At 71.8% G+C, this 11,985-nt stretch carries 13 protein-coding genes; 7 read left to right on the top strand and 6 right to left on the bottom strand.

What is annotated here, in order from left to right; genetic code table 11:
- Positions 1-258: 258 nt before the first annotated feature.
- Positions 259-714 (top strand): SRPBCC family protein, encoded by a 456-nt coding sequence (locus tag OWR29_RS47925; protein ID WP_267570391.1) that lies wholly within the window; start codon positions 259-261, stop codon positions 712-714.
- Here OWR29_RS47925 and OWR29_RS47920 read toward each other — a convergent pair.
- The 5 genes from OWR29_RS47920 to OWR29_RS47900 all read right to left on the bottom strand — a co-directional run bounded on the left by OWR29_RS47920 (position 696) and on the right by OWR29_RS47900 (position 4,745).
- Positions 696-1,292, bottom strand: a complete 597-nt coding sequence (locus OWR29_RS47920) for a maleylpyruvate isomerase family mycothiol-dependent enzyme (RefSeq protein ID WP_267570390.1) — start codon at positions 1,290-1,292, stop codon at positions 696-698. The two genes, OWR29_RS47925 and OWR29_RS47920, sit on opposite strands and share 19 nt — an antisense overlap.
- A 67-nt stretch (positions 1,293-1,359) precedes the next feature.
- Positions 1,360-2,091, bottom strand: coding sequence for a 3-keto-5-aminohexanoate cleavage protein (locus OWR29_RS47915; protein ID WP_267570389.1), 732 nt, complete (start codon positions 2,089-2,091; stop codon positions 1,360-1,362).
- A 2-nt stretch (positions 2,092-2,093) separates the two neighbouring features.
- Positions 2,094-2,891: an isocitrate lyase/PEP mutase family protein gene (locus OWR29_RS47910; protein WP_267570388.1), complete on the bottom strand. Its 798-nt coding sequence runs from the start codon at positions 2,889-2,891 to the stop codon at positions 2,094-2,096.
- Positions 2,892-2,901: 10 nt separating this feature from the next.
- On the bottom strand, positions 2,902-3,576 hold the full coding sequence (locus tag OWR29_RS47905; protein WP_267570387.1) for a PIG-L deacetylase family protein: 675 nt from the start codon (positions 3,574-3,576) through the stop codon (positions 2,902-2,904).
- 32 nt (positions 3,577-3,608) lie between these two features.
- The gene (locus OWR29_RS47900; protein WP_267570386.1) at positions 3,609-4,745 is read right to left on the bottom strand and encodes an MFS transporter; all 1,137 of its coding nucleotides are present in this window, start codon (positions 4,743-4,745) and stop codon (positions 3,609-3,611) included.
- A 66-nt stretch (positions 4,746-4,811) separates the two neighbouring features.
- Between OWR29_RS47900 and OWR29_RS47895 the strand changes: the two genes are divergently transcribed.
- Complete coding sequence (locus OWR29_RS47895; protein ID WP_267570385.1) at positions 4,812-5,984, top strand: phosphodiester glycosidase family protein; 1,173 nt, start codon at positions 4,812-4,814, stop codon at positions 5,982-5,984.
- Positions 5,985-6,047: 63 nt separating this feature from the next.
- Positions 6,048-6,485, top strand: coding sequence for a diguanylate cyclase domain-containing protein (locus OWR29_RS47890; RefSeq protein WP_267570384.1), 438 nt, complete (start codon positions 6,048-6,050; stop codon positions 6,483-6,485).
- Here the strand turns inward: OWR29_RS47890 and OWR29_RS47885 are convergent.
- Positions 6,463-7,902: a nitroreductase family protein gene (locus tag OWR29_RS47885; protein ID WP_267570383.1), complete on the bottom strand. Its 1,440-nt coding sequence runs from the start codon at positions 7,900-7,902 to the stop codon at positions 6,463-6,465. The two genes, OWR29_RS47890 and OWR29_RS47885, sit on opposite strands and share 23 nt — an antisense overlap.
- Positions 7,903-7,965: 63 nt before the next feature.
- On the opposite strand from OWR29_RS47885, the gene OWR29_RS47880 reads away from it, so the two are divergent.
- From OWR29_RS47880 to OWR29_RS47865, 4 genes are all read left to right on the top strand, one after another.
- Complete coding sequence (locus OWR29_RS47880) at positions 7,966-8,367, top strand: HIT family protein (protein ID WP_267570382.1); 402 nt, start codon at positions 7,966-7,968, stop codon at positions 8,365-8,367.
- A gap of 9 nt (positions 8,368-8,376) precedes the next feature.
- On the top strand, positions 8,377-8,838 hold the full coding sequence (locus OWR29_RS47875; RefSeq protein ID WP_267570381.1) for a GNAT family N-acetyltransferase: 462 nt from the start codon (positions 8,377-8,379) through the stop codon (positions 8,836-8,838).
- A complete protein-coding gene (locus OWR29_RS47870) occupies positions 8,835-9,659 on the top strand; it encodes a haloalkane dehalogenase (RefSeq protein ID WP_267570380.1) in 825 nt (274 codons plus the stop codon). Before OWR29_RS47875 ends, OWR29_RS47870 begins: the two co-directional genes overlap by 4 nt.
- Before the next feature lie 110 nt (positions 9,660-9,769).
- On the top strand, positions 9,770-11,032 hold the full coding sequence (locus OWR29_RS47865) for an NHL repeat-containing protein (RefSeq protein ID WP_267570379.1): 1,263 nt from the start codon (positions 9,770-9,772) through the stop codon (positions 11,030-11,032).
- Positions 11,033-11,985 lie beyond the last annotated feature (953 nt).

Below are 11,985 nucleotides of genomic sequence, written 5' to 3'. Positions count from 1 at the left end.
CTGCGGCGGCGGGCTCGGGGAGTCCCGGATGCGCATGGCGACGGGCCGTCGCGCCTCAAACCGTAGTGCCCAAACCCCGCGGCGGCCGGCTCGGCGAGTCCTGGATGCGCACTGCGACGACGACACGTCGCGCCCGGACCGAGATGCCGAAACGCGGCGGCCGCCACCGTCAGCCCGGCGGCCTGGAGGCGACGCCCAGGGTGCCGGCCAGGGATGGTGACCGGCTCGACCCCAGGCCCGACGGGGCAGGCTGAGGGCATGTCGATCATTCGTATGCATGCGATCACCAGCGCCACCCCGGAGCAGGTCCTGGCCGGGCTCACCGACTTCGGGCCGGGGCGTCGGGAACTGTTCGCCAACAGCGACGACGGGCAGCTCGTCGTTCATGAGCGGGGCGGGACCTGGGCTGATGTGACCGAGGGGGCCGGCGGCGTGTGGGAGCGGCTGCGGTACGACTGGTCGGAGCCGCGGCGGATCACCATGCGGACCGTCGACTCGAACGTGTGGGGTGGGGGCTCGGGGCACACCTACACGTTGTCGTCGCTGCCGGATGGGACTACCGCGGTGGACGCTGTTGTGGTGCGGGAGGGCAAGAACCTCAAGGGCAAGCTGATCGGGTGGCTGCTCGGGTCGGTGGGCAAGGGCACGCTGACCAAGGCGTTCGAGCGGTCGGTCAAGGCCATCGAGGGCCGCGACTACTCCACGCGGGCCTGAAGCAGATTAACGCCGGGGCCGGTCAGATCCTTCAGGTACGCGTGACGACCGGCCAGTGCCATGACGATGGCCAGCGTCGGGCCGCTCACCAGCGCGCCGTCGCCGCTCGCGAACGGGCCGTCGGTGGCCGCTAAGCGCAGGCCCCGGGCCGCCTTGCGGCTGTTCACGGTGAAGTTGCGGGCCACGAAGAAGCGGGCCACGTCGGGCAGGCCGAGCGGGCGGCGGATGTCGGCGCCGTGCACCACGACCTCGCCCAGCCAGGCCGGCATGTGTTTGGAGGCGGCCGTCGTGCCGTTGACGATCGCGCGGAACCGGTCGAGCGTCTCAGCGGGGGTGGCGCCGCGGTGTTCGGCGAGGCGGCGGCGGTTGTGGAGGTCGGCGTCGAAGCGGGCGGCGACGATGCTGCGGATCCAGCGGAGCGGGCCGATGCTGGCGCCGGCCGTCAGGTGGGCCACCACCTCTTCGACGGTCCACTCGCCGCACAGCGACTGGTGGCGCCACTGGTCGTCGGTGAGGGTTTCCAGGTCGGCGGCGAGTGCGGCCCGCTCGGCGTGGATCGCGGGCCAGAGATCGGTCATCGTGTCACCGCGGTGGATCGTGGGCCGGATCCGCAGGATCTCGCCGCCGTGTGCGGGTGGGTTGTGGTCACCGACGGCTTCTCAGGGCCACTGCCGCTCGTACGAGATCGGCATTTGAATTGGCAGTTTCGCCGTCGGGGAGGGCGACCGAATCCTCGAAGCCGACGCGGGTGTCGTGACCGCGGCGGAAAGCGTCGCGGACCAGCGGCCAGGTCCAGTCGTTCATGCCGTGGGTCAGCCGGGGGCAGGTCGAGCCGGCCTCGTCGAGCAGGTCGTTGACGCGCTGGGCGACGGCCTCGGGCGGGCCCTCGAGAAAGTACGGCTCGCCGGGGTCGAGCTCGATGCTGACCCGGGCCGCGCGCGGCAGGAAGCCGGAGGCGAGCAGCCGGGGCATCTCGGCCGGCGACCACAGGCCCACGTCGATGCCGATGCCGACGTCGAGCATCGCCCGCATGACCTCGTCGAACCCGTCCTCGGAGAGGTTGACCGTGGCGACGTCGACGCCCTCCCACTCGCGGATCATGGCGATGCGGTCGGCCAGTTCGGGCACGATCCAGGCGCCGGTGGTCAGGCCGATCTCGACCGGGCCGTCGGCCACCTCGCGTACGCGGCGGCAGGTCTCGTTCACCATGACCGGGTCGAGCGTCTCGGTGCCGGATTCGTCGCGGACGTGCAGGTGGACCCCGTCGGCGCCGGCGGCGAAGCATTCGCGCACCTCGTCGACGACCTCGTCCAGCGTGACGGGCATGGCCGGGTGAGCGTCCTTGCCCCAGGGGCCGTTCGGTGTCACCTGCAACATGGTCATGATCCTAGGCCGGGTGCCTCAGGCGCGGCGGTAGCGCCGACTGTCGGGAGTGCGGTGAACGCGGCCCACGGCATGCGCTCCACGTCGTCGGCTGTGCCGTCCTCGGCGATGGCGCGGTAAGCCTGGGACGCGGCGCGGACGGCGGCCAGCAACGCCGCCAGCGGATACAGGACGAGCCGCACTCCCAGGACCGCGAGCTCGGCGTCGGCCAGGGCCGGCGTGGCGGGTCCGGCTTCCGAGCGCGACAACACCAGAGGTACGCCGGGGAGCGCGGCCTTTAGCCGGAAGAGCTCTTCCGGCGTACGAACCCCGGCCGGCAGGACGGCGTCGGCGCCCGCACTCGCGTACTCCCGGCAGCGCTCGATCGCGGCGTCGAGACCACCCTTCCCGTACGCGTTGGTCCGCGCGATGACGGCGACGCCCGGTGCCTGCCGGGCCATCGCCTTGAGCTGCCCGCCCTCGTGATCGGCCAGCACCAGCGCGGAGATCCCGGCGCGCTCGTAGGACAGAGCCGTCCAGGCGGCGTCGCGCGCCGTTTCGAACCCGGCCCCGGCGTCGGCCATCAGCGGCACGCCCTCGAGCACCGGGCCCAGGGTGGCCGCCCGGTCGGCGATCTGGGTGGCCGGCACGAACTCGACGTCCGGCCGGCCCAGGGTCACCGCGGCCACCGCGTTCTTCGAGAGGTACACCGCCTTGTGGCCCGCGTGCACGGCGAGAGTCGCGCTCAGCGGATCGTGCACCCCCGGCACGTGGGTCACGCGATCGGCCGACAGCAGCTCTCGAAAGGCGTTCATGAACGACTATTTAACGCGCCCCGCGCACGCGCTCGACGAAGGCCTCGTCGGCGACCCACTCGGCGTACCGGTCCCGGCCCATCGCGCCGATCAGCGTGGCCGTCTGACTACGTTGAGCGGCCAGCGCCCGCACCTTGAGCTCGATCGTGTCCCGGTCGAGCACCAGGCCGATCGTGAGCGCGTCGTCCGCCACCATGACCGGGTAGCCCGGGTAGAACACGCTCAAACCGTCGTGCAGTGGCTTCCAGCGCCGCGCCCAGCGCTCGCCGACGGCGCTCTGCAGCAGTCGCGCGCTGCCCGGGGCAGCCTGGTCGAACGCCGCTTCGGTCCACTTCGCGACCGTACGGTGGTCCTCGTGCCCGGTGTTGCCGTCCGGCCCGAAGCTCAGAACGGTGTCCGGCCGCACCTCGCCGATCAGCGCGGCCAGCTTGCCGACCGCCTCGGCCACCGGCACGCCCGCGCAGCCGCCGTCCGGGTAGCCGAGCCAGTGATGCTCGCCCACTCCCAGGATCTCGAGGCAGCGGTCCAACTCCTCGGCGCGTCCCGGCTCGCCGCACGTCGCGGTCACGCACACCACGCGTTGACCGCCCGCGGCCGCCATCGCCATGATCCCGCCGGACAGGTACGCCTCGTCGTCCGGATGCGCCCAGATCCCCAGGATCGTGCCCAGCTCGCGAATCTCCATGATCGTCGTCCCTTCCTCAGTCGGGACGAGCATCAGCCGGGCCGCTTGCGGTTCCCTTGCCGGTCGCTTGCCCGGACCACGACCGCGGCGGTGACCAGCAAGGCCGCGCACAACGGCAGTGCCGGCAAAAACGCCACGGCCAGGCCGCACACGATCGTCCCCACGTAGTCGGCCTGGGCCAGCAGCGAATGGACCGTGGCGCGTACGGCGGACGTTGTCCGGCCGTTGACCCAGACCGTGCCGAAGCTACGGGTGAGCGGCAGCGCCCCGGCCGCCACGAGCACCGCGACGCTGGCGCTGACCGGATCGGGCGCGAACGCCAGGCCCAGTACGCCGATCGTCGCGACGGCGCAGGCGGCCGCATAACCGCGACGAACATCGCCCGGCTTGATCCTTCGCAGAACGGCCGCGCCGCCGAGACACATGACCACGCTCAGCCCGGTGAGCCACAGGACCGGGTCGACCGCCGGAGCCAGCTCGACCAGCCGCAGCGGATACAACCGCCCGAACGCACTGGTCACCCCGTTGACCAGCAGCGTGGCCGCGAAGACGGCGATCAGCACCCGATCGGCGCGCACCAGCCGTACCCCGCCGGCCAGCACCGACGACCACCGCTGCCTTGGGATTCTGCCCTCCGGAAAGCGCACGGCCACGACCAGGCCGAGCCCGATCATGGCCACTCCGGCCACGATCATCGCCGCCGGGCGTCCGACCAGCCAGGCCAGCCCGCCGAGGGCCGCCAACCCGGCGACGGTCCCGGTGAGCTGGGCCCGCTCGGCTCTGATCAACACATCCGGTACGCGGTCCGGGTCACCCAGTTCGTCGCTGATCCAGGCCACATCCGACCCGCTGGCCAACGTCCACGACAGCCCCCACAACATTTGAGTGGCCACCAACGGCACAAAGTCGCTGACCAGCGCGGTCGCGAGCATGGCGGTGCCCATCAACACGTGCGCCGCGACCAGCGACCACTTGCGGCTGAACGTGTCGGCCACGACCCCGGCCGGCACCTCGAACACCAGCCCCACCAGCGCCTGCGCCACCCCGATCAGCACGAGCTGCGCCGCCGTCAGCCGAGCGTCGGCCACCAAATAGATGCTGGTGACCAGCCACCACCCCCGGTGCAGCACCGCCCGGCACCACACCCACCGCACATAGACGCCGGCCACCAGCCGTTAGTACGCCTTTCCACCAAACGCAGCGACCCGGTTTCGGGGCGGGCCGAGGATATCGACATGATTCATTCCTTGGTTGCGGCCGCTCTGGTGGCGTCGACGCTCGTGCCGGGTGGGACGCCCGCGAAGGACCTGCCGCTCGGTGACTCCGGGCTGGCCGAGACGCGCACCACGCAGACGCTCGCGCGGGGCGTCACGCTGACCAGCATCGTGCGCGGGGACGAGCCCGCCCCGGCCGGCGAGATCGGGACGACCACGCGGGGGCCGTGGCGTGTGCAGGTGCTGACCATCGACCCACACCGCGCGAAAGGGCGCCTCAAGACCACGTACGGGCCGGACCTGGCCCGCACCGAGACGGTGACCGACCTCGTCGCCGCCGAAGGGGCGCTGGCGGGCGTCAACGCCTCGTTCTTCACGTTCACGGCGAGCCAGCTTTACCCGGGCACCCCGGTCGGTCTCGGCATCCACCGCGGCAAGCTGCTGAGCGAGCCGACCACCGATCCGGCCGAGGCCGACCTGGTGATCGACTCGGCCCGCAACCGGATGGCCGTCGGCAAGCTGTCGTGGGCGGCGACCGTGCGCAACCCGCGCACCCGCGCCGAGCTGCCGATCACCCTGGTCAACGATCCGCCCGCGGCGACCCGCGCCGTCGCCTCGTTCACGCCCGAGTTCGGCGCCCAGACCCCGTCCGGTGAGGGCGCCGAGGCCGTGCTCGACCGTCGCGGCTGCGTCGTGCGCACGGCGGCCACCCGCGGCACGGCGCTCACCACCGGTCAGACGTCCCTGCAGGCCACCGGCGCTCAGGCCACCGCCCTGGTCGCGCTCGCTCGCGGGTGCCTGCGTGTCGAGCAGACCGTGACCGACGCTGCCGGCGAGCGGGTGGTGCTGCGGCCCGGCACGTACGGCGTGAACGGGCGCTACCAGCTGACCCGGGCCGGCGAGGTTGTCGTGCCGGACGGGTCGGGCAGCTTCTTCGAGCGCAACCCCCGCACGATCGCGGGCACCACCCGCGCCGGGAAGATCGTGCTCGCCACGATCGACGGGCGCATGACCACCAGCGTCGGCACGACCATGGACGAGACGGCGGCCGTGGCCGACGCCCTCGGCCTGCGCGACGCCATCAACCTCGACGGCGGCGGATCGACCACCATGGTCGCGGCCGGTCGGCTTATCAACCAGCCCAGCGGCGGCGCCCAGCGTCCCGTCGGCGACGCGGTGATCTGGGACGACTAAACCTCAAGTGGGCCCCGCCGTGCCCGATCTTCCGCGGGTCGGCACGGCGAGGGGGCTCGGACCATGAGGAAGTGGCGTTTTCGCCGGGCGGTGACGCGGTCGCTGGCGTCCGGCCGGCACACCGCCGTGGTCCTGATCGACGTCGTTCAGCCCGCGCCCGCTCAATTCGCCCGCATCCTGGGCGGTTGCGTCCCGGTCTCGGCGCGGGTGTGCCGGCTCGGCGCGGACGAGTACGCCGTACTGCTGACCGGGATGGCCTTCCCCGAGCAGGCGTACGACGTGGCCGGCGAGATCGCCTCGGCGCTGAGCCCGGTGATCGCGGGTGGCCGGCTGGTTCCGCTCGCGGCCGCCATCGGGGTCGCCGTGGCCGGGCCCGGCGAACTGACCTACGACGAAATCATTGGACGGGCCCGCCAGGCCATGCTGCGCGCCCAGCGGGTCGGGCCGCAGACCCGCTGGGCGGTGTGGCAGCGCGAGGTCAGTCCACCGTTCGCGGCATGACCCGGCCGACCTCGACCGGGCTGCCGGGCAGACCACCGGCGCGTGACTTGTACTCGGGCACGCCAACGCACGTGAACAGCAGCGTGACGAGGTCGTCGGGCTCGTGCAGCAGCGCCGGCACCTCGGAGTCGAGGAACGTCATGCCGGTCGCGCTGGCGCCGATCGCGTAGGCGGCCAGATGCAGGCGGCCCTCGACCAGCCCGGCGGCCAGCTGGGCGGATCTGTAGGCGCGATCGTCGAGGTTGCCGGGGTCGGCGGCGGCTATCACCACGTACGCGGCCTCGGCCGACAGCGACTGACCGAGCGACACCCTTTCCAGCTCGTCCCGCAGGTCGCCCGTCGTGATCGGATTGGCCAGGTCGGGCCAGCGGTAGATGCCGGGTTCGACCCCGTCGACGCCGTGCACGGCCACCCAGTGCGGCACGTCGATGCCGCGCAGGGCCGCCGCCATCGGCCAGTCCAGCGCCTCGCGGGGAAGTGTCTTCGAGCGGTCCATGCGCCGCTGCGAGCCCCGGCGGCGAACCACCGAGTCGACCGTCTCCGTCGAGAGAGCGGGCGCTGCCACCTCGTCGCCGACCGGCCACGGGTCGCCCAGGACCGTGCCGTCGCCGGCCCGTTGCGCGGCGGTGACCAGAGGGAACTCGACCTCCGGAAGCTCGCCGGCCGTCGCCGGGCCGGTGGCTTCGAGGGCCGGCGTGCCGGGGCCGAACGTCAGCAGGGCGAGAGGGAACTCGTGCACGCCGTCGGCGCCGACCAGGGCCCGGACGGCGTCGTCGGGGAAGTCGGTGCGCAGCCGGTGATCGAGGCCGGCCGAGGCGGCCGCGGCGTCGAGCTGGGCGAGCAGTGTGCCGGCGTCCCAGTACAGGTGGCGGAAGCCGCGTTCCGAGTAGCGCCAGCCGGTGCGCCACGGGATGCCGGTGATCACCAGGGTCGTCGCGTCGCCGCGCGCGTTCGGGCCGACCCGGACGAGGGCGTGCGCGACCGGGTCGTACCAGTGAATGCCGTCCTCGACGCCGGCGACTCCGCTCGTCACCGCGTACACCTCGAGCGGGAAACGCGCGCCGGCCGAACCGGAGGCGCGGAAAAGCCAGGAGCGCCCGTTGCGGTCGGAGGTGCGGACGACGCCGGCGCCGAGGAACAGCACGCGACCCAGCTGGGCGGCGTCGAGCGGCTGCGGCGGCGAGGGCTTTCCCGACAGTACGGCGGCCGCGGGCACTCCCGGATCCGGGAGCTCACGCGGCAGGGCGACGGTGGGCAGACCGTCCGGATAGGTCTTGACCTGCGGCGGAAGGGTGGCCGGGTCGTTCGGCTTCAGGTCTTGGCGCACCCTTGGGTCGTCGGGCGGCACGTCCCATTCCCGCCCGGGCGCGTACGAGGTCAGAGCATGCAGGAGGCCGACGCCGGATTCGAGGTCCACGTCCCCACTCTGCCAGGCGGCACGCCTTAGGGTGGGGGCCGAACCCGACGAGAAGGACAGGCGATGGCGACCATCTTCACGCAGATCATCAACGGCGACATCCCGGGCCGGATCGTCTGGTCCGACGACCAGGTGGCCGCGTTCCTGACCATCGCGCCGCTCACCGCCGGGCACACGCTGGTGGTGCCGCGCGACGAGGTCGACGACTGGACGCAGCTGCCGGCTTCGCTGGCCGCGCATCTGATGACGGTGAGCCACCGCATCGGCGCCGCGATCAAGCAGGCTTACTCGTCGCCGCGGGTAGGGCTGGTGATCGCCGGGTTCGAGGTGCCGCACGCGCACGTCCACGTCTTCCCGGCCTGGGAGATGGCCGATTTCGACTTCGCCCGGGTCGACTCCAACGTTCCCGCCGAACGCCTCGACGAGGACCAGAAGCGGATCCTGGCCGCCCTCGACCGGGACTGAGCACACGCCATGGGGGACGTGCGACTGGCCGGGATGACCGAGGAGCAGTACAAGCCGTGGCGGGCGGAGGCCGAGGAGCATTACGCGGAAAGCTCGGTCAAGTCCGGCCGGTCGGCGCCGGACGCGGCTCGCGACGCCGCCGAGACGTACGCGCGGCTGCTGCCCGACGAGTTCGCCACTCCCGGGCACCATTTCTGGTACGCGTACGACGGTGATCGGCGGGTCGGCTTCCTGTGGATCAAAGTCACGCACGAGACCGCATTCGTCTACAACGTCGCCGTCGAGCCCGAGCTGCGCCGCCGGGGCTACGGCCGAGCGATCATGCTGGCCGCCGAGCGCTGGTGCCACGAGAACGGGCTGACCCGGATCGGTCTGCACGTCTTCGCCTACAACACCGGCGCGCGGGCCCTCTACGAGCAGCTGGGCTTCGCCGAGACCGGCCGCAACATGGCCAAGAACCTGCAGCCGTGACCGTCGAGCGCTTGCACGTCACGGACACGGGCGGCGCCGGCCCGACGATGGTGTTCCTGCACGGCAATCCGACGTCGTCGTATCTGTGGCGGCGGGTGATTCCGTTGTTGAGCGGGCGCTTCCGGTGCGTCACGGTCGATCTGATCGGGATGGGACGCTCGCCCCGGCCGCCGATCGGCTACGACTGGAACGACCACCGCCGCCATCTGACAGCCGAACTCGACCGGTTGCGCGGGCCGTTCCGGCTGGTCGGCCACGACTGGGGCGTCGGGCTGGGCATCGAGTACGCACGCACCCATCCGGATCGTGTCGGCGGGATGGCCATGATGGAGGGTCACCTGCGCCCCCTCGCGTCGTGGGACGAGTTCGACGAGGGCGGCCGCGATCTGTTCCGGCGGCTGCGCGACCCGGTCGAGGGACGGCGCCTGATCGAGGACGAGAACTTCTTCCTCACCACGGTTCTGCCCGGCGGCATGCGGCACCGGCTCAATTCTGAAGAGCTTTCCGCGTACGAGGAACCGTTCCCCACACCCGAGTCGAGGCACCCGGTCTGGAAGTGGGTCACGCAGATCCCGATCGGCGGCGAGCCACCCGAAGCGCATCGGGTCCTGACCGCCAACTGGGAATGGCTCACCGCGACGGAACGGCCCCTCCTGCTGCTCACCGCCGAACCCGGCGCAGTTCTCGATTCCGTACGAGTGGAAGAAGTTGCCCACGCCGCGCCGGGCCTGCGCATCCGGAATGTGGGGGAGGGCCTGCATTTCCTGCCCGAGGACCAACCCGAGGCGATCGCTAGAGAGTTATCGGAATGGATGCAATGACCTTAATGGCGAATCGTGGGGGAGGGCACGCGCGGGGTCCGTTCAGCGGGCGAGACTGACGACGCGACACCGCGCATCCACCTTGGACCGCGGAACGGGAGGTGGTCGCCATGCTCGCCCGGAGTCTGCTGACCGGAGTGCTGATCGCCGGGGCGCTGAGCGCACCGGCCGGCGCCGCCACCCGGGGGCCGGTGCTCGACCCGTCGTTCGGCACGAACGGGGTGGTGATCCGGGACAGCAGCGGCGGCGACGAGGTCCGCGACCTGGTCGTGCAGCCCGACGGCAAGATCATCTACATCGGGCTCGGCCGCGAGACCCAGTTCCTGATCTCGCGCCTGCTCCCCAGCGGCTACATCGACGGCTCCTTCGGCACGGTCATCACCGACGTCGACCCCGGCTCGGACTCCGACAGCCCGAACGCGGTGGCCCTGCAGGCCGACGGCCGCATCCTGGTGGCGGGCACGGTCACCCGGGCCGGGTTCGGCAATCTGGCCCTCGTCCGCCATCTCCCCGACGGGAGCCTCGACACTTCCTTCGGTACGGACGGCAGGCTCATCCCGGCGCTGGGCGACGCCGTCTACGCGTCCCGGCCCAGCGGTCTGGTGCTGCAGGCCGACGGCAAGATCCTGCTGGGCCTGTCCGCGGCCACCGACGACGGCAGCAACCCGCCGGTGCTGCTGCGGCTGCGGCCCGACGGCACGCCAGACCCCACGTTCGGCGCCGGCGGTGTAGTCCGCATCGACCTCGGCCCGCGCGAGTTCGACGGCGTCAGCGGCGTGCTCCTGGCACCGGACGGCGGCATCATCGTGGCCGGGACCACGAGCTACTGGAGTACCCTGCCCGAACCCACCAGCGACGTCCTGCTGGCCCGCTTCACGTCGCGCGGCCGGCTCGACACGTCGTTCGGCTCCGGCGGCCGCGTAGTCCGCGACCTGACCGGCCCGACCGGCATCGACGGCGTAGGCGGCCTGGCCGTGGCCCGCGACGGCCGCATCCTGCAAACCGTGACCATGGACGTCGACAACGTCCGCCGCCACGGCCTGCTGCGCTACCTGCCCAACGGCCGCCCCGACCGTTCGCTGGGCCGAAACGGCTTCCACCCGGTAGCCGGCCCGGTCGGTTCCCCGATCATCCGCCCGAACGGCCGCATCATCGCCACCGGCTCGATCGACGGCGACATCGCGCTGGCCCAGTACCGAGCCGACGGCACCCCCGACCCCACCTTCGGCACCCGCGGCGTCGTCACCACCGACCTGGGCGGCAACGACCGAGCCAACGTCCTACGAATCCAGCCCAACGGCCGCCTCCTAATAGGCGGCATCGGCGGCATCCCCAACGGCGACGCCTTTGCCCTCGTCCGCTACCTGCCCTGACCCGCTCCGGGGCAGGTGGCCCCGCCAGGCCGCCGCCCCGGAGCGTCCCACCGCCCGCCGGCACCGGACGGGCGGCTCTGAGAATCCGTGGCTTTCTTGCGGTTGACGGATGGGGCCGAGGGTGAGCAATCACTGCTTGGAAACCGTCTCTATGCCGTGATTGCTCACCCTCGGCCCCATCCTTGCGTGCGATCTACTCCTTCCAGGGTCGTGGTCGGTGCTTCTGCGGTTGCATGGTGCGGGCGCGTAGACCCGTGCGGGTGGGTGGTCCGGCTGCCGCGCTGTGGACGAAGCTGGGCGTCTGTCTCACCCGGGCGGACCTTGGTGGTGGGTCGCGCGTTCGCACCGTGCCGGTTACGCATGCGGGTGGTCGCCGGGGTTGCGCTGGGCGGTCTTCCGCCGGCAGGCGGGTGGCACCAGCAGCTGATCGCCGTCACTCGCATCGCTCTGTAGGCCTTCCCGGCGAGCGGCCGGAGGGGACGCCGTCACCTGTGCGACCGACGCTCCCGGCCCTGGGCTCCAGTAGGCCGAGCAGGCGGCCGCCACGTGTGGAACTGACCTTTCACAGGCACCGCCTGGCTGGCTCGAACCGGCGGATGTCACCTGCCGGACTGACCCTCCACACCCACCGCCTGGCTGACCCGAACCAGCCACCTTCACGCGCCGAACTGACCATTCACACCCACCGCCTGAAGCGGACTGAACCAGCCGTCATCACCCACCGGACAACCCGGACCGCGCCCGCCGCCTCAAGCAGCCCGAACCGGCCGTCGTCGCCTGCCGAACAGACCATCCACGTCCACCGCCCGACTGTCCGAACCAGGCGCCATCACCTGTGGAACAGGCAATCCACGTCTACCGCCGGAAGGGGCCGAACCGGCCGTCGTCGCCTGCATAGCTGACCATCCGCGCCCACCGCCCGACTATCCGAACCGGCCGTCGTCACCCGCCGG

Source organism: Paractinoplanes pyxinae (assembly GCF_026626335.1).
GTDB lineage: Bacteria > Actinomycetota > Actinomycetes > Mycobacteriales > Micromonosporaceae > Actinoplanes > Actinoplanes pyxinae.
Note: the sequence above shows the minus strand (reverse complement) of the source record. Positions and strands in the feature narration are given on the sequence as shown.

Coding starts and splice junctions, on each gene's coding strand:
- OWR29_RS47925 (WP_267570391.1), top strand. CDS start 259: ATGTCGATCATTCGTATGCATGCGATCACCAGCGCCACCCCGGAGCAG.
- OWR29_RS47920 (WP_267570390.1), bottom strand. CDS start 1,292: ATGACCGATCTCTGGCCCGCGATCCACGCCGAGCGGGCCGCACTCGCC.
- OWR29_RS47915 (WP_267570389.1), bottom strand. CDS start 2,091: ATGTTGCAGGTGACACCGAACGGCCCCTGGGGCAAGGACGCTCACCCG.
- OWR29_RS47910 (WP_267570388.1), bottom strand. CDS start 2,891: ATGAACGCCTTTCGAGAGCTGCTGTCGGCCGATCGCGTGACCCACGTG.
- OWR29_RS47905 (WP_267570387.1), bottom strand. CDS start 3,576: ATGGAGATTCGCGAGCTGGGCACGATCCTGGGGATCTGGGCGCATCCG.
- OWR29_RS47895 (WP_267570385.1), top strand. CDS start 4,812: ATGATTCATTCCTTGGTTGCGGCCGCTCTGGTGGCGTCGACGCTCGTG.
- OWR29_RS47890 (WP_267570384.1), top strand. CDS start 6,048: ATGAGGAAGTGGCGTTTTCGCCGGGCGGTGACGCGGTCGCTGGCGTCC.
- OWR29_RS47880 (WP_267570382.1), top strand. CDS start 7,966: ATGGCGACCATCTTCACGCAGATCATCAACGGCGACATCCCGGGCCGG.
- OWR29_RS47875 (WP_267570381.1), top strand. CDS start 8,377: ATGGGGGACGTGCGACTGGCCGGGATGACCGAGGAGCAGTACAAGCCG.
- OWR29_RS47865 (WP_267570379.1), top strand. CDS start 9,770: ATGCTCGCCCGGAGTCTGCTGACCGGAGTGCTGATCGCCGGGGCGCTG.